At 61.6% G+C, this 14,999-nt stretch carries 19 protein-coding genes and 1 pseudogene; 8 read left to right on the top strand and 12 right to left on the bottom strand.

Annotation, left to right across the window (positions count from 1 at the left end):
- Nucleotides 1-78 precede the first annotated feature (78 nt).
- Nucleotides 79-1,092, top strand: a complete 1,014-nt coding sequence (gene ltaE, locus G3N96_RS33375) for a low-specificity L-threonine aldolase (RefSeq protein WP_206139856.1) — start codon at nt 79-81, stop codon at nt 1,090-1,092.
- A 114-nt stretch (nt 1,093-1,206) separates the two neighbouring features.
- Here the strand turns inward: ltaE and G3N96_RS33380 are convergent, their stop codons facing one another.
- The 9 genes and pseudogenes from G3N96_RS33380 to G3N96_RS33420 form a co-directional block, all read right to left on the bottom strand.
- A complete protein-coding gene (locus G3N96_RS33380; protein ID WP_124582515.1) occupies nt 1,207-1,419 on the bottom strand; it encodes a DUF1059 domain-containing protein in 213 nt (70 codons plus the stop codon).
- Between the two features lie 256 nt (nt 1,420-1,675).
- Entirely contained in the window at nt 1,676-2,581 is a 906-nt protein-coding gene (locus G3N96_RS33385) for an HTH-type transcriptional regulator ArgP (RefSeq protein ID WP_124582513.1), read from the bottom strand.
- A gap of 72 nt (nt 2,582-2,653) precedes the next feature.
- Nucleotides 2,654-2,881: pseudogene (locus tag G3N96_RS39475) on the bottom strand (tyrosine-type recombinase/integrase); the annotation flags it as partial.
- Nucleotides 2,882-3,074: 193 nt separating this feature from the next.
- The gene (locus G3N96_RS33395; protein ID WP_241022946.1) at nt 3,075-3,827 is read right to left on the bottom strand and encodes an immunity 52 family protein; all 753 of its coding nucleotides are present in this window, start codon (nt 3,825-3,827) and stop codon (nt 3,075-3,077) included.
- On the bottom strand, nt 3,815-4,183 hold the full coding sequence (locus G3N96_RS39930) for a Tox-REase-5 domain-containing protein (protein WP_306427075.1): 369 nt from the start codon (nt 4,181-4,183) through the stop codon (nt 3,815-3,817). The genes G3N96_RS33395 and G3N96_RS39930 overlap by 13 nt, the downstream gene beginning before the upstream one ends.
- Nucleotides 4,184-4,289: 106 nt before the next feature.
- On the bottom strand, nt 4,290-4,757 hold the full coding sequence (locus G3N96_RS33405; RefSeq protein ID WP_206139859.1) for a hypothetical protein: 468 nt from the start codon (nt 4,755-4,757) through the stop codon (nt 4,290-4,292).
- The gene (locus G3N96_RS33410; protein WP_206139860.1) at nt 4,750-5,253 is read right to left on the bottom strand and encodes a DUF4123 domain-containing protein; all 504 of its coding nucleotides are present in this window, start codon (nt 5,251-5,253) and stop codon (nt 4,750-4,752) included. The genes G3N96_RS33405 and G3N96_RS33410 overlap by 8 nt, the downstream gene beginning before the upstream one ends.
- Nucleotides 5,254-5,256: 3 nt before the next feature.
- Nucleotides 5,257-5,670 carry a PAAR domain-containing protein gene (locus G3N96_RS33415; protein ID WP_206139861.1) on the bottom strand — a complete coding sequence of 138 codons (414 nt, stop codon included), beginning with the start codon at nt 5,668-5,670 and terminating at the stop codon, nt 5,257-5,259.
- 164 nt (nt 5,671-5,834) lie between these two features.
- The gene (locus G3N96_RS33420) at nt 5,835-6,146 is read right to left on the bottom strand and encodes a hypothetical protein (protein ID WP_206139862.1); all 312 of its coding nucleotides are present in this window, start codon (nt 6,144-6,146) and stop codon (nt 5,835-5,837) included.
- A gap of 368 nt (nt 6,147-6,514) precedes the next feature.
- Here G3N96_RS33420 and G3N96_RS33425 point away from each other — a divergent pair, with 368 nt between their 5' ends.
- The 7 genes from G3N96_RS33425 (at nt 6,515) to G3N96_RS33455 (ending at nt 13,204) form a co-directional block, all read left to right on the top strand.
- Entirely contained in the window at nt 6,515-7,363 is an 849-nt protein-coding gene (locus tag G3N96_RS33425; RefSeq protein ID WP_206139863.1) for a TIGR04255 family protein, read from the top strand.
- A complete protein-coding gene (locus G3N96_RS33430) occupies nt 7,364-7,942 on the top strand; it encodes a hypothetical protein (RefSeq protein ID WP_206139864.1) in 579 nt (192 codons plus the stop codon). It begins immediately after the preceding gene.
- Between the two features lie 7 nt (nt 7,943-7,949).
- Entirely contained in the window at nt 7,950-8,495 is a 546-nt protein-coding gene (locus G3N96_RS33435; RefSeq protein ID WP_206139865.1) for a hypothetical protein, read from the top strand.
- A 744-nt stretch (nt 8,496-9,239) separates the two neighbouring features.
- Nucleotides 9,240-9,914 carry a hypothetical protein gene (locus G3N96_RS33440; RefSeq protein WP_206139866.1) on the top strand — a complete coding sequence of 225 codons (675 nt, stop codon included), beginning with the start codon at nt 9,240-9,242 and terminating at the stop codon, nt 9,912-9,914.
- Between the two features lie 648 nt (nt 9,915-10,562).
- The gene (locus tag G3N96_RS33445) at nt 10,563-11,216 is read left to right on the top strand and encodes a peroxiredoxin (protein WP_124582510.1); all 654 of its coding nucleotides are present in this window, start codon (nt 10,563-10,565) and stop codon (nt 11,214-11,216) included.
- A 131-nt stretch (nt 11,217-11,347) separates the two neighbouring features.
- On the top strand, nt 11,348-12,418 hold the full coding sequence (locus G3N96_RS33450) for an MBL fold metallo-hydrolase (RefSeq protein ID WP_089428891.1): 1,071 nt from the start codon (nt 11,348-11,350) through the stop codon (nt 12,416-12,418).
- A gap of 126 nt (nt 12,419-12,544) precedes the next feature.
- Nucleotides 12,545-13,204 carry a glutathione S-transferase family protein gene (locus tag G3N96_RS33455; protein ID WP_089428892.1) on the top strand — a complete coding sequence of 220 codons (660 nt, stop codon included), beginning with the start codon at nt 12,545-12,547 and terminating at the stop codon, nt 13,202-13,204.
- Between the two features lie 100 nt (nt 13,205-13,304).
- Here G3N96_RS33455 and G3N96_RS33460 read toward each other — a convergent pair whose 3' ends face one another.
- From G3N96_RS33460 to G3N96_RS33470, 3 genes are all read right to left on the bottom strand, one after another.
- Nucleotides 13,305-13,997, bottom strand: coding sequence for a phosphatase PAP2 family protein (locus G3N96_RS33460; RefSeq protein WP_206139867.1), 693 nt, complete (start codon nt 13,995-13,997; stop codon nt 13,305-13,307).
- A 95-nt stretch (nt 13,998-14,092) separates the two neighbouring features.
- Entirely contained in the window at nt 14,093-14,347 is a 255-nt protein-coding gene (locus tag G3N96_RS33465; RefSeq protein WP_206139868.1) for a hypothetical protein, read from the bottom strand.
- A gap of 79 nt (nt 14,348-14,426) precedes the next feature.
- Nucleotides 14,427-14,999, bottom strand: a 573-nt coding sequence (locus G3N96_RS33470; protein WP_241022947.1) for an MFS transporter, incomplete at its 5' end; no start/stop codon positions are given.

Genomic DNA, 14,999 nt, shown 5'->3' on the forward strand with positions numbered 1-14,999 from the left:
TAATTGCGTACACTCTGAGTCTCGTTTCGGCAGGGCCGGGCGCATCGGTTCCGGTCCGTGTTTACCCAGGACTCAGTGATGATCGATTTACGCAGCGATACCGTGACACGTCCGAGCCAGGCAATGCTGGCCGCGATGACTGCCGCCGAAACCGGCGACGACGTATGGGGTGACGACCCGACCGTGCTGCGCCTGCAGGCGGTGACGGCCGAGCGGGCCGGCAAGGAAGCCGGCCTGTTCTTCCCGAGCGGCACGCAGAGCAACCTGGCCGCGCTGATGGCCCATTGCGAACGCGGCGACGAATACATCGTCGGCCAGCTCGCGCACACCTACAAGTACGAAGGCGGCGGCGCGGCCGTGCTCGGCAGCATCCAGCCGCAGCCGATCGAGAACGCGCCGGACGGCGCGCTGCCGCTCGCGAAGATCGCCGCCGCGATCAAGCCGCTCGACAACCACTTCGCCCGCACGCGCCTGCTTGCGCTCGAAAACACGATCGGCGGCCAGGTTTTGCCGGAAGGCTATGTGCAGGAAGCCACCACGTTCGCGCGCAGCCGCGGGTTGTCGCTGCACCTCGACGGCGCACGCGTGTGCAACGCGGCCGTCGCGTCGGGGCGTTCGATCGCCGAGCTGGGCGCGCCGTTCGACAGCGTGTCGATCTGCTTCTCGAAAGGGCTCGGCGCACCGGTCGGCTCGGTACTGGTCGGCAACCGTGCGCTGATCGAGCGCGCGCAGCGCTGGCGCAAGGTGCTCGGCGGCGGGATGCGGCAGTCGGGCATTCTCGCGGCGGCCTGCCTGTATGCGCTCGACCACAATGTCGAGCGGCTCGCGGACGATCACGCGAATGCCGCGCATCTCGCCGAAGGCCTTGCGCGGATCGACACCGTGAAGGTGCTGTCGCACGCGACGAACATGGTGTTCGCGCAATTCCCCGAAGCCGATTGCGCGCCGCTCGAGGCGTGGCTCAAGGAACGCGGGATCCTCACGCAGATGCTGTACGCGTCGCGCTTCGTCACGCACTGCGACGTGTCGCGTGCGGACATCGATACGTTCATCGACGCGGTCGGTGCGTATTTCGCGCAACGCCGCGCGTAAGGTGGAATGCGCCGGCCGGCGGGGACGCCGGCCCGATGTGGCGCGAAGCAGGCGGCGGAGAGGCGACGGGGGCGATGGGGCAACCCGTCTGTCGATATCGGGCGAGCCGGCGGGTCATGCTTGCCGGGGTGCATCGGCGGGCGGTGTGCCGTCGCGGAACAGCGCTTGCAGTTGCGTGCGCAGTTCGGCGCTGTCGGTGTGCTGGTGCACCAGCACCGCATGTTGCACGGCGGCCTCCAGCAGTTCGTTGTCGGAGTCGGCGGAAATCGCGACCGAGCAATTCGTCGCGCTGGGAAACTCGCGGCAATCGATGTAGCGGCGAGACATGATGTTCTCCTTGCGGGAAAGGGCGCGGCCGGATAGGCGTGATCGGCCGCGCGGGGCGCTCGTGAGGCCGATGGAAAAAGTATAGGCGGCGCGGCGGGGATTCTCGTCGTTACTCTTGCCGCACACCGCACACCGCACACCGCACACCGCACACCGCACACCGCACACCGCACACCGCACACCGCACACCGCACACCGCACACCGCACACCGCACACCGCACACCGCAGCCCGCGGCGGTGCGGCTCACACCCGCGTCACGGCAGCGGCGCGAGCAGCCGCCGCGCCGCTTCGACGACCCGCTCGGACAACGACGCCATCGTCGGCGACTGCACGGTCCACGCGTGCCAGTACAGCGTGACGTCGGTCGGATGCGCGGGCGCGAGATCGACGAGCCCCTGCGTGTCGAGCGGTGCGTTGCCGATCAGCGGCTCCGGCACCATCGCGTAGCCGAGCCCGTGCCGCACCGCCGCGAAGTGCGAATGGGTGCCCGGCACGTAGTGGCACGGGTACGCGCCTTCGGGCAACCCGAACTTCTCCTTCAGGAACGACGACTGCAGCGTATCGCGCCGCGAATACGCGACGACGGGCGCCTTGCGCGCGCTCGTGCGGTTCAGCCCGCGCGGAAACCAGCGCACCGCGAACGCGGCGGCCGCGAGCAGCCGGTAGCGCATCGTGCCGAGCGGCGTCGCGAGGCAGCCGCGCATCGGCTTCGGCTCGGTCGTCACGCAGCCGACCGCCATCCCGCTTTCGAGCAACGCGAACGTGTGGTCCTGATCTTCGACGATCAGCTCGAACAGGATGCGCTCGCCGGCGAGCACGGACGTCAGCGCGGGCAGAAACCACGTCCCGAGGCTGTCCGAATTGAGCGCGATCGTCACCGAGATCGGCGATTCGCGCTCGGTTGCGAGCGTGCTCTGCAGGTCGGCCTGCAGCAGCGCGACGCGGCGCAGGTGCTGCAGCACGCGCTGCCCGGCCACCGTCGGGCGGCACGGCCGCGTGCGCAGCACCAGCGGCGTGCCGAGGCTCGCCTCCAGCGCGCGGACCCGCTGCGTGACGGCGGATGCGGTCACGTGCAGGCGCACGGCGGCCTGCTCGAAGCTGCCCGTGTCGGCGACGGCCAGCAGCGCGGCGGCCTGCTTCGGATCGATCGTCATCGACATGTGTCAGATAGCCCAAGACAGATTGTGATACTCAAAACGATGAAGCCTTTCTAGTTACGGCATTGCGGCCGATTATGATGCGTGGCAATCGAGTGTGACACGGAAATCGGTCCCACGTTGGGACCAAACTGTGACCGATTCGGTACGTTGTGCCAGATGGTCCGGCGTTAGATGTGCATACCGGAGAACCATGTCGTAACTACACCATCCACCCAGGTCCTTTAGTCGCTCAAGCGGTGTGCCATTCTGAACGTGCCAGCTAGCCCAGGTGTGCCGGACATCGTCGAATAGAAAATTCTCGGCGTTGGAGAGTTGGCGAGGATCGCTGACCAGTGCGGCATCGCCGGGAGGCAGTGCGAGGTCAGTTACGACGTGTTGATCGGGGACGCGCAAACCAATTTGCCGAAGTAGCGCGGCAACCGAGCCCGAGCGGTCTCGAAAAAACAGGGCGGCCGGCGGCATGTTCGAGCATCCTTCCGCGCCGGCACCGTGGTTACAGGTCAGCGAACGCGGGCAGAAGGTCCTGGTCGACGAGCCGGATCTCAATACGGTTGGCAACCTCGACGTGTTCGGCGTTGTCCACTGAAAAAACGGCGTCAGCGACGCTCACAATGATCGTCCCGGTCTGCTTACGGCCGGCCTCGGGAACTGGAATCAATTCACGTGCTTCAGGGACTTGCTGAGTCGTGAGAACCTTCGGGAGATATAGCATCCAGCCAACGCCCGGTTTGTCATCAAACACCTGCCGGGGAAAATACTCTCGTGGCGAAACAGAGACATACATCGGGTCATAAACCGAGACCATCGCGGACACGATCTTAGCCGCGCCCTCATAGCTATGCTCGTCCGCCGAAAGTGCATTCAATGCCGGTAGCCCAATTTCAACCTCACTGGGCCGCCTCTTCGCATCGATAGCTAACTTCAGCCTCGCGCTGCTGGCCGCGTCCATCTGACCATTCCAGAAGCCAAATACTTTAGGAAGGTCCATCTTTTTTTCGTACCGCTGCGCCAAGACTGCCAAAACGGCTGTCGAAGGTATGCCGGGCGCTTCATACATGGGATACAGACGGGCTTCTTCCTCGGTATCTGCCTTCAACCACCACTCCCCCAGACGTTCGTCCTCGCGTGACATGGCTTCAACCACCGGCCATAGACGGACGAGATGAGCCGCAAAATCGCCAAGCGGGGCGAAATCGGCAGGGCTACGAAATTGCGTGACTATTTCCATGTTTGTCAGGGCACCCATTCTGAATCGACTTTAAGACGCTTAAGCGGCAATCTCATGTAGTTCCAAGTCCGCTCCGTCTGAAAATACCATTTCAACCTCGCAGGAGGATGATCATCCACAACTGCGGCCTGACCAGCAGCCTGCTCCTCCATTTCATCAAAGGTCTTGGTGTACGGTACATCGTCCCTGTTCAAGAACTGGTCGTACTTTGCCTTCGCTTCGATCAGCAAACAGCTTTCCGGTCGAAAGCCGTCGAAGTCGCGCTGCCAGACCCACTCCATGCTCCAGGCTTCTTCAAGGCTATAGGGGAACCCCGTAATTCGCCCTTGATACTCTCGGGAGTTGTGACTCATGCTCCAGTTGCGGCGTTGCATTCCCCCTGTCTCAGGCGGGCACTTCTTGCAGCTCTCTCCTGTACGTGGGATAGCACGGACGGCAGGCTCCGCCTTACTCGAGTCTTTCGGTGTGTCTCCAGGCAGACTAGCCGTCCCGGCCACTGCGGCCCCGCCCAATAAGGCGGTTCCAGCGCGAGCCAAGACTGGTCCAAGTTCCACTATCGCCGCTTCGATCGCCGGTACCAAGAATCCCGACATGCTGAGCCCCTTCCTTGTTGTTTTGATGTTCGACGCGCCATTTCATGACGCGTAGGTAATCGTGAAACCGTTCGTCGGGCGAGCGCCCGGGCCGAGTCAGCCACGCGCGTGTGGCCGGCCTCTCGTAAAACCTCGGAGCGTATGCCTCGACTCGAAGAAACGCCGCGACGTTCTCGTCGGATTGAATGCCGAACTGTCGAGCAGCGATATATGCGCTCCAAAGGCGCGTGGGTAGGGTGCCGTCGCCGGCCAACTTTGGGTCTGCTTTGACGAGATCCTGTCGGGTGCATTCGACATATCCGCGCGCATCGATCTCGGCAAGTCCGGCAACCTGTTCGCTCGTCAGCTCAAGCATGCGGGTGTACTCCCTTCAGTTTTCCGTTTGTTTCGACGAGCCAGTTGAATGTTGGGACGAAGAACTGCATGCGCTGCGTGAATTCCATCAGCGACGCCAAGTCGGCCATGATGCGGGCATCATAGAAGCGAAAGAGTGCAGTGCTTCCGTCCGGCAACCGTACGTCGAGGCGGCTGCGCAACTCGTCAGCGAGTGATTCAATCGGATAAGCGCTGATCAGCCAGGACACGCCAGCGGAACTGCTGGCCATTTTGGAAAGCGTTCGCCGGATATCACCGGTCGCGCGCTCGTAGGCAAAAAGCCATGGTCCGGCGTCGGCGAGTGACGCGTCCTGCGTACCGTCGAATACTGCTATGGCCGACTGCGATCGTTGAGGAGCAGACCCATTGGCCGCGTTGGCATAAAGCAGGCCGTCGACAAGCGCATAGAGATGCACCTGCATGGTCAACTGCTGTTGCCGCTTGAAGAAGAAAGCTTCGATCGAGTTTTCGGTCATGTGCTACCCGCGCGCGATCATCGTCGCGGCGTTCTCGGCCGCAGCTTTCAAGCATTCGAGACAGAGCGTAGGAGAAGGAGCGAGCGCTGCAGCAGTCGCAGCGACGGCGGCACTTGCGCCGCCAGTCGTCGCTGTGCCAGATCCGACGTCATCGAACGTCGCCGACGACTGCGATGCGATCAGCGTCGCTCCGCACGCGGTTTTCATGCCCTCGATGGCGGTTTCTCGCCCATCGAACGTGTGCGAGTATTGCCGCCCAGTCGGCAGGATCGGAAAGACGCCTTTGCACTGCGGGCAAAGCACCTTGTGCCCGACGCCGGCAATGGGTTTTCCATCAATGGTCGCGGTCGCGCTGCCCTCCAGCACGCGGCCGCCATGCGTCGTCGTGTCGCCGACGCAAATCATGGCTCGGGCCATATGTTCTCTCGTAGGTGTGGTTTTTGTATGAATTTACCATTTCCGCGAGAAGGGCTGATTGTTGGCTGTCTCGCAGTCGGTCAACTATTGTCAATCGAAGCGAGCACCCTCAATCATGCGGCGGAGCTGGTCGAGCGCGAACGAGTCGGGGTAGCCGTTCTTCTTCAATTCCAGCTCGGCGGCGCAGCCATCTTCTCCATCAGCCGCAATGTCCGGCGGACATGCACGACTTCCAGCACGAAGCGCTGTTCGAGTGTCAGCGCACAACTTTTCTTGTAGTTGTTCGCGCTCCATGCGTCGCGCAGATCCTCCCATGTAAGGCGTTGGAACTCAGGTAGCTTCGTTGCGTTGTCGGAGCCGGGATCAGGTTCGCCGGGGACGTCATGGAGCCTGCATTTCATGGCTTCGCGCGCACGCCACTCGTCGGAGAATGGGGCAACGGATGCGCGCGGATTGCCCATACGTTCGGCCCGCATGAACTTGCTGGATAAGCCTTGCGCTTATCATTCCATCCCCTGAACTACGGGGCTGACTGCCAGCACGCGAGATGGATCGGGACGTCACTTTCCGGCCATAATTATTGCAGCCCAACGGCGTCTTCTCCCGACTGGTGATTTCTACCGATGCCCCCACATATCTCCCAAGCGGACCTCTGTAGTAATTTTCGCACCAAGATTGTGCGTAGCGGAGATGCTGCGTCGCAAAAAATGCACCATTGGGCTCGCTAGATATTGCCTATGCGCCACCTTATCCATAACATTGCACTTAAATTGAGGACAAATGCGTGCCGTGGTGTCACCGCTCCTGCTCCGGGTGGACGTCGGCATGAACATGCAAGAACAAAATGACCATAGATTCGCTCCATCCCTTCGCTGGCGATCACGCCGTTCAGAATGTTGCGTTCGTCCTCGAGTGGGCTACACCCTTGGATCGGTCAGCGCTCGAAGCTATCAAACGACTCGCGCCCCAATTTCGTAGTAGCTTTCCCGTCGTCCAAGAGCAGCAACTCATCACTGTGAACGTTGAGGCGCCAAAGCAAGCGATTACCAAGCATCATAAGCCGAAGCTACCCCCTACGCCCGCGACGCAACTCGGCGGAATTCAGTTCATGCATACCAGTGGTGCCACTCCGGGATCGTTTACTCGGATGATCCAAGTGCAGCGAGAGAGCTGTCTGGTAGCCTTGAATGAATATTCGAGATGGGACACGGTTTGGCCAAAAGTTTGTGGCTGGCTTGAGATCGTTTTGCCCGTCATTTTGACCGGGCGCTCACTCAATGCTTTCACGCTTCAATATCAGGATCTCTTCTTTTGGCGAGACGATCCCGCGAATCTACAGTTGCGCGAGGTTTTTGCCTCTGAGTCACCCTACATTCCGTCGAACGTCTACGACTTGAAGTCGGCGTGGCATTCGCATCACGGCTACATCGAGCCGTACGATGGTGAATGGCCCGGCCATTTGCTGAACAACGTGAACATCAACGTTGGCGACTTAAACGGGGTGCGTCAAATCGGGACCATGCTGACGCACAAAGTTACTTTCGGGACGCCAATTTGGTCGCTGGAGCGTGCAATGACTGCCCTCCGTGCCGTGATGCCAGAACTTCATCAGACGAATAAAGCCATTCTGCATCGTCTGTTTACGGATGCGGTGAGAGACAAAATTGGTTTGACCCTTCCGAAGGAGGAATAAATGAACATTGCTACCGTGGCGAGTGTTGCGCTCAAGATGGCTGTGCTTGCTCACCCCAGCGTAACGGAAGCGCCGAATTGGTTGGCCTTCGGATATGAAGAACCTGTAAGCAGTCCTTCAGAGTTTAATTCGTCTTTTGCATACTCATACATCGACGTTCAAGGCGATCTATTACAGACCGACATCAAACCAGCTTTCGAGAAAGCGGGGATGCAAGTGGATCGACTCACATTGGTTCGAGAGGAACTCGCCAGCTACTCAAGACTCGACGAGGACTGGGATGGTAATGGCGCCTCAATTGCCAACGAGGAACATCTGAACGATGCGCTTAGTTTCCTTAAGCAGTTGCCTGGCGGCATCGCTATACCTACACCAATGATTGGGTCATCTGGCGATATAGGTCTTTATTGGGATCTTCCTGAGTTTTATGCCGACATTGCCTTCGAAGGAGGTGGTGTATTTTCTCTTTTTACGAAGAATAAGATTTCCGGCACGGAAAGCTTCGACCGGATTGATGATGTTAATAATTTAAGTCAAGACCGGCTTTTCCAAATGCTTGGCCGCAAACATAACGCATAGGAACGCTATGGCGGGGAATGCATGTAAAGATTTCTTTGCGCAACACGCCGGTGATAACCAGAAAGTAAAGGCGTTGCAGAAAGTTCCTGAAGCCCTTGCGTGGGAAGGCGAATCTGCATCTGATCACTCTCCCGGCCCCGTGGCGAGCGATGAATCAATAGTCCGTCAGGTGACGCATCCAAATTTTGTGGACGCTGAAAATAAGATTAAGCCTATATGGTTTGACGACGTGACTAACAAAGGCTTTTCGAGTGATCGACTCGCTGTCACCACAGTCGATGAGGTTATCGAGAGAGCGCAAAGACGGGCCAACGAGCGGAATGCTAAAGCCGAAAATGCGGAAAAGCAGGTGACAGTGCACTCGCTTGGTAAACTAAGCGTCGAGCAGATTCGGCGCGTGCAGTGCGACAATAGTCAAGCATTCGGCGTATATGACACCGGTCTGCCTGAGAATCGCGCCCACGCGGATGTGTGCCAACTGGTTCATAGTACGCAGGCTGCCAGGAGCGTGCGTTATGAGTTGTTCGCCATGACTGAACTCATTTTCGTATAAGGCGTATCGTGGAAGAGGCAGTGCGCTCAGCACGGTCGTTAGTCACGGCATCTCAAAAAGCCGTCGTTTCAGTGCCGCAAGACCAGCCGTCCGCTTCGGATTCGGTGGCTGTAATCTGGGCGGCCCATCCATCTGTATCGGCCGTTACTGCTGAACTTCAGTGTCGGAGCGCGATCGGTTGTTCTCTGTGGTCAACGAACGGAATTCACTGATGTTCGAGAAAAATGACGGTCTGCAACGCCATTGATCCCGGCTCTCGCATACGAAAAAGCCCGCTGCGAGCGGGCTTATTTGTGTTCTGCGGTTTGCTAAAGCAGTGGGTGGGAGCCGTTTGCGTCGCGCCGTGTCAGATAAGATGCAGCATTCTTGCGCCATCGATCAAACCGAACGTTGAGTGGGGGTGTAGGGATCAGGATGCTTAAAATGTTACCCAGCACTCTCGTCAAATCGACCCGGCGCCCCCGGCTTTGGAGGCCGGGGGAGTCCCATTTACGCCTATCTCCTCGCCATGATCACTTGATGTGTGATCATGGCGAGGAGCCCGGGAGTCGAGCCACAATCTTATCATCTATTTCTCGCGGGGTTCATCACTTGACGTCATTTTTAGCTTGGGTTGCTGCAGACAAGAGCAGAAAGTGCGGGCTGTACTTTGCGAGCGACAGCCGTGTCACGTTTTCTAACGGGTCGCGAGATGACACCTCCATTAAGCTCTTCTGCCCTTCAAATTCCCCGGACATATTTGGGATGCTAGGAAAAGACATTGCCTTTCCCAAGCACGCGCTACCAATAATCTGCACGCAGATCGAAGAGGGCCGGATTCCTCCCGGTTTGGCGACGTCGATGTATGGCCGAATCGAGTGGGTGTTGCGCGAACTTAAGACAATGAAGGCATCGTGTCCGGGAGGTGGTGATTTCGCGATCTTTCACGGCTCTCGCAACTCGCATGGTAACAAAAGCACATTCGGCCTTATTCGTCACCGGTACGATGCGAAAAGCGATACCTGGTCACTGATTGATTACGACTTGGAAGGAGGCGAATCTCACCTGATCGAGTTCGACGGGACGGGCGGAAAGCTCGTGTTTGATGAGGTGCTTCCATTGAAGACGGGGATCGGTGCGGTCAGTCGCATTCACTTCGCAGGGTTTTGCAACGCCTTAAACAGGGAATGCCCCGATGACTATAGCGGCGGTGCCCCGCAGCTACTTGGGCTCGGTAGCGTCGGGGCGGGTCGTTACTATGGTGTGCAGACAACCAAGGGGACTTTTTTTCGAGGCTCTCCTGCATCGTTTGACAACGTGCCACCTAACACCCAATGGAGAGACGAAACTTTCCAGCCCGTGGGACCTAAAGGCTCAATCATGAAGAACCGTCGTCGGAAACTCATTAAGGGAAAGCGACGCCCGCCCAAGCAAGTGTGAAGTCGCCTCACTAGTTTGCAAGTCTCCGTTGGGGCTGAGCGTAGGTTCTGGCGTAGCCTTGTGCGCGATGCCGTATCAGATAAAGCGCAGGTACTGCTGCACCATCGGGGCCTGCAAGTAACTTTGCTACCGGCGCACGGGATCGGCGCTCAGAAGCAAAAAGGGCCGCTGTGAGCGGGCTTCGTTGTGTATCGGGGGAGGTGTGACCGAACTGTGCCTACGATAAGAATCGATAGATCGGGAATTCAATAAAAATCAGCAAAATCTGGATAGCCCGCAGTCTGACCGGCGCGAGACTAATTGTTAAAGATCAGCGGCTTACATGAATTTGTCTGTGATCGATCGTCATCGACATGTCGGTGGAATTCCTGTGAACGTAAGACGAGAACAGCCGGTAGTGTAAGTCAGTGCGTACCGGCGGCCGGGGGCGACGCGAGGTTCTGCCGCACCGCATTCATCGTCGGAATCGGCCACGTTCCGCAAGCACGCCGCGTGCTCGATACCGGTGGCGCGCGCATTTTGAACTAGGCTATATGAACGCGCGGACCCCGGCATGTGCCATGCCGGCCCTTCGCGCGCGGACGATCGCGCGTCGCGCGCAAGCCGCGGCGCGGGCGTCGTGACGATTCCCCTTTCACGGAGACGAACATGTCGATTCGACTAGGCGAGGACGCGCCCGATTTCACCGCGGAGACCACCGAGGGAACGATCCGCTTTCATGAATGGATCGGCGACCACTGGGCGATCCTGTTTTCCCATCCGAAGGATTTCACGCCGGTGTGCACGACCGAACTCGGCTACCTGGCCGGGCTCAAGCCGGAATTCGACAAGCGCAACACGAAGATCATCGGGCTGTCGATCGATCCGGTCAGCGATCACCAGAGGTGGGTGGCGGATATCGCCGAAACGCAGGGTCACGCGGTCAACTATCCGCTGATCGGCGACGACGAGCTGAAGGTCGCGAAGCTGTACGACATGATTCATCCGAATGCGAGCGGCGGCCCGCGCACGGCGGTCGACAACGCGACCGTGCGCTCGGTGTTCGTCATCGGGCCGGACAAGAAGGTCAAGGCGATGCTCGTCTATCCGATGAGCGCCGGTCGCAACTTCGACGAGGTGCTGCGCCTGCTCGACGCGCTGCAGCTCAATGCGGCGCATACGGTCGCGACGCCGGTCAACTGGACACCCGGCGACGATGTCATCATTCCGACGTCGGTGTCGGACGAGGCGGCGAAGCAGAAGTATCCACAGGGCTTCCGGACGTTGAAGCCGTATCTGCGCTACGTGAAGCAGCCGGGCTGACGCACCCCGTGCCGGCCGGATGCCGGCCAGGCAGGACCACGACGGGGCGGCCCGCGCGACGGCGACAATGGCGGCGCGGGCCGGACAATGCGTATCAAACAAGCCTCAACCAGCGACGGAGCGACTTCGCGATGATCTTCCGGCAACTCTTCGACCCGCAATCGTCGACGTACACGTACCTGCTTGCCGACAGCGCATCGCGCGAAGCGGTGCTGATCGATCCCGTGTTCGAGCAGGTGCGCCGCGACGCGGCGCTGCTCGACGAGCTCGGGCTGCGGCTCGTCGCGACCGTCGACACGCACGTGCATGCCGATCATGTGACGGGCGCGTGGCTGCTGAAGCAGCGCACGGGCAGCACGATCGCGATCTCGGCCGCGAGCGGTGCGCAGGGCGCCGACCGCTACCTGAACGACGGCGACCGCTGCGCGTTCGGCGCGCGCTACCTGACCGTGCGCGCGACGCCCGGCCACACGAGCGGCTGCATCAGCCTCGTGCTCGACGACGAATCGATGGCGTTCACCGGCGACTGCCTGCTGATCCGCGGCACGGGCCGCACCGACTTCCAGCAGGGCGACCCGCGCGCGCTGTATCGCGCGGTGCACGGCCGGCTCTTCACGCTGCCGGCCGCATGCCTGCTGTATCCGGCGCACGATTATCGCGGGCTCACGGTAACGAGCGTCGGCGAGGAGCGGCGCTTCAATCCGCGTCTCGGCGGCGACCTGAGCGAAGACGATTTCGCGGGCTACATGCGCAACCTCGGGCTCGCGCATCCGCGCCAGATCGACGTCGCGGTGCCCGCGAACCTGCAATGCGGTGTCGCCGCGAACGCGCCCGACGTGCAGGCCGCGCCCGACTGGGCGCCGCTCGTCTATACGTTCGCCGGGTTCTGGGAAATCGATCCGCAATGGCTCGAGGATCATTTGCCGGCAGTGCAGGTCGTCGACGTGCGCGAGCCGGACGAATTCACGGGCCCGCTCGGCCACCTGCCCGGCGCGACGCCGATTCCGCTCGGCGAACTGGCCGCGCGCGCCGGCGAGATCGCGCGCGACCGGCCGGTCGTGACCGTGTGCCGGGCCGGCGGACGATCCGCGCAGGCGACCGTCATTCTGCTGAAGGCCGGCTTCGACACGGTGGCGAATCTCGGCGGCGGGATGCTGCGCTGGCGTGCCGAAGGGCGCGTCGTGATGGACGGGCGGTCGTAACGGCCCTCGGAAGTCGCACCAAAAAAATCCGACTCGCTGTCGAAACGGCCGGGTTCCGTTCGTCGTCAAGGTATCCGATCACGTGGCGCCGCATCACGCGGCGCCGAAACCCTGAGAGACCGCACGATGATGCCGACGCTCTACGCCCATCCCTTTTCGTCCTACTGCCAGAAGGTGCTGACCGCGCTGTACGAGAACGGCACGCCGTTCGCGTATCGCGTGCTCGCGCACGACGATCCGAAGCCGATGCAGGAGCTGGCCGCGCTGTGGCCGCTGAAGCGCTTTCCGGTGCTCGTCGATGCCGGCCGCACGGTGATCGAGGCGTCGATCATCATCGAGTATCTCGGCCTGAACCATCCGGGCCCCGTGCGCCTGCTGCCCGACGATCCGCACGCGGCGCTCGAGGTGCGGACGATGGATCGTTTCTTCGACAACTACGTGTCGACGCCGCAGCAGAAGGTCGTGTTCGACGCGCTGCGGCCGGAGGCCGAGCGCGATGCGCGCGGGGTGGCCGATGCGCGCGCGATGCTGGAGACGTCGTACGCGTGGCTCGACAAGAAGATGGCCGATCGCGAATGGGCGGCCGGCGACCGCTTCAGCCTCGCCGACTGCGGCGCGGCGCCGTTCCTGTTCTACGCGGACTGGACGCACCGGATCGATCCGTCGTTCGCGAACGTGCTGGCGTATCGCCGGCGTCTGCTGGCGCGGCCGTCGTTCGCGCGCGCGGTCGACGAGGCGCGGCCGTTTCGCCCGTTCTTTCCGCTGGGTGCGCCTGATCGCGACTGATCGGCGCGGGCGATGCGCGGCGCGCCGCCACTGCGCATGGCCGGCAGCGCGTGCCGGGGCGGCGGAACGTAAGCAGCGGCAGCATCGCGGCGTCTCCCCGTCACATCGTGTGGGTGGCCGACTGCGCGAGCGTCAGCAGTTCGTCGAACTGCGTGATCAGCTCGAAGCACAGCAGGAACGCGAGCGTATAGGCCGGCGCGGGGAAGCGCTGGATCATCGCGAGCACCTGCGGCGCGAAGCGCGAGCGGATCGCATCGCGCGTCAGCAGCCACGCGAGCGCGATGCCGATCGCGGCGCCCGCGATCAGGTCGGTCGGATAGTGAAAGCCGAGATACGCGCGCGGCACGCAGATGAACACCACCGCGTACAGCAGCGCGAACACGCCGACACGGCGCGCGATGATGAAGATGCCGGTGGCGATCGCCATCCACAGCATCGCGTGATCGCTCGGAAACGAACTCCATGCCTGCAGCGTGGCCGCGCGGAGTCCCGCCGACGGAAAGTGCAGGTGCAGGTCGGGGTTGTAGATCGGCCGCACGCGGAACGGCAGCACCTGCGCGAGCAGCCGGCCGAACGCGAGCGCGATGAGCCCGCTTGCGATCGTCGCGACGACCAGCTCGCGCTGCCGCTCGCGGTTCGGGCCGGGCTGGAACCACAGCCAGCACAGCACGGGAATGAGCACGAAGCCCTTGAACGTGTACAGGCCCGCGATCACGCGGATCGCGTGATTCATCAGCGGGCCGAACGTGATGTGGGTGAGGAAGGTCTGGATCGGGGTGTCGAAATCGTTCATGTTCTGTGCGACCCGGGCGGACGCTCAGCGCATGCGATGCGGCCGGCAGGATCGAAAAGCGCGCTCGTACCGGAGCGCAACGGGGGGCAAGTATGTCACCCGATATTTCGAAGAAAATGCGAAAAAATACCGGGAATCCCCTGATAAAACGGCGCTGCGCGGTGGGGCCGGATGGCCGGGCGCCACGTGGCGGGGCGCATCGAATCGTCCGACGTTTTCGCGTCGATGCGCACGGCCGCCGAAAAATAATCGGTTGAACTGGACATTCGTTCGAGCGGGTGCGGACCGTGCGCGGGATGGGGGCTTTTCGTGCCGAATGCGCACGAATCGGCCGAGTTGCGCCGCGTCATGCGTGCGCCGATCGAAAATAAAAGAAAAGGCGGGCAAGCCCGCGTGGGCCTGCCCGCCTTGTGCGTGCGATGCGGAATTTCAGTGGCGCCAGATCCGCACGGCGAGCGCGGCGAGCGACGTCACGACGGCCAGCCCGGTCACCGCATTCCAGCCCAGTTGCGCGAGCAACAAACTGCCGATCGCGGCGCCGGCCGCCATCCCGATGAACATGCCGACGAACAGCACCGCGTTGAGGCGGCTGCGCGACGCGGGGTCGATCCGGTAGACGATTGCCTGGTGCGCGATCAGCGTGGCCTGCACGCCGAGATCGAAGCCGATCGTCGCGACCGCGAGCAGCACGAGCTGGGCATGCGCCGACATCAACGGTGCGGCGGCCATCGACGCGAACGACACCGTCGCGATGCCGATGCCGAGGCGCGTGACGCGCTCGGGGCCGTGATGGTCGGCCAGGCGCCCGGCAATCGGCGCGGCCAGCGCACCAGCCGCACCTGCGAGCCCGAACGCGCCCGCGGCCGCGCTGCCGAGGTGGAACGGTGCGCCGTGCAGCATCACCGCGAGCGTCGACCAGAACGCGCTGAACCCGGTGCTGATGGACCGCCAACATGACACAAAGCTCAAGCGGCCCGCCGGCAGAAGCGCGACCGTGCCGTT

The sequence above is a fragment of the Burkholderia sp. Se-20373 genome, from assembly GCF_017104705.1.
GTDB lineage: Bacteria > Pseudomonadota > Gammaproteobacteria > Burkholderiales > Burkholderiaceae > Burkholderia.

Bases quoted from the DNA above. Each gene is read 5' to 3' on its own strand.
- ltaE (WP_206139856.1), top strand. From the start codon at position 79: ATGATCGATTTACGCAGCGATACCGTGACACGTCCGAGCCAGGCAATG.
- G3N96_RS33380 (WP_124582515.1), bottom strand. From the start codon at position 1,419: ATGTCTCGCCGCTACATCGATTGCCGCGAGTTTCCCAGCGCGACGAAT.
- G3N96_RS33385 (WP_124582513.1), bottom strand. From the start codon at position 2,581: ATGTCGATGACGATCGATCCGAAGCAGGCCGCCGCGCTGCTGGCCGTC.
- G3N96_RS33395 (WP_241022946.1), bottom strand. From the start codon at position 3,827: ATGGGTGCCCTGACAAACATGGAAATAGTCACGCAATTTCGTAGCCCT.
- G3N96_RS39930 (WP_306427075.1), bottom strand. From the start codon at position 4,183: ATGCAACGCCGCAACTGGAGCATGAGTCACAACTCCCGAGAGTATCAA.
- G3N96_RS33405 (WP_206139859.1), bottom strand. From the start codon at position 4,757: ATGCTTGAGCTGACGAGCGAACAGGTTGCCGGACTTGCCGAGATCGAT.
- G3N96_RS33410 (WP_206139860.1), bottom strand. From the start codon at position 5,253: ATGACCGAAAACTCGATCGAAGCTTTCTTCTTCAAGCGGCAACAGCAG.
- G3N96_RS33415 (WP_206139861.1), bottom strand. From the start codon at position 5,670: ATGGCCCGAGCCATGATTTGCGTCGGCGACACGACGACGCATGGCGGC.
- G3N96_RS33420 (WP_206139862.1), bottom strand. From the start codon at position 6,146: ATGCGGGCCGAACGTATGGGCAATCCGCGCGCATCCGTTGCCCCATTC.
- G3N96_RS33425 (WP_206139863.1), top strand. From the start codon at position 6,515: ATGACCATAGATTCGCTCCATCCCTTCGCTGGCGATCACGCCGTTCAG.
- G3N96_RS33430 (WP_206139864.1), top strand. From the start codon at position 7,364: ATGAACATTGCTACCGTGGCGAGTGTTGCGCTCAAGATGGCTGTGCTT.
- G3N96_RS33435 (WP_206139865.1), top strand. From the start codon at position 7,950: ATGGCGGGGAATGCATGTAAAGATTTCTTTGCGCAACACGCCGGTGAT.
- G3N96_RS33440 (WP_206139866.1), top strand. From the start codon at position 9,240: ATGCTAGGAAAAGACATTGCCTTTCCCAAGCACGCGCTACCAATAATC.
- G3N96_RS33445 (WP_124582510.1), top strand. From the start codon at position 10,563: ATGTCGATTCGACTAGGCGAGGACGCGCCCGATTTCACCGCGGAGACC.
- G3N96_RS33450 (WP_089428891.1), top strand. From the start codon at position 11,348: ATGATCTTCCGGCAACTCTTCGACCCGCAATCGTCGACGTACACGTAC.
- G3N96_RS33455 (WP_089428892.1), top strand. From the start codon at position 12,545: ATGATGCCGACGCTCTACGCCCATCCCTTTTCGTCCTACTGCCAGAAG.
- G3N96_RS33460 (WP_206139867.1), bottom strand. From the start codon at position 13,997: ATGAACGATTTCGACACCCCGATCCAGACCTTCCTCACCCACATCACG.
- G3N96_RS33465 (WP_206139868.1), bottom strand. From the start codon at position 14,347: ATGACGCGGCGCAACTCGGCCGATTCGTGCGCATTCGGCACGAAAAGC.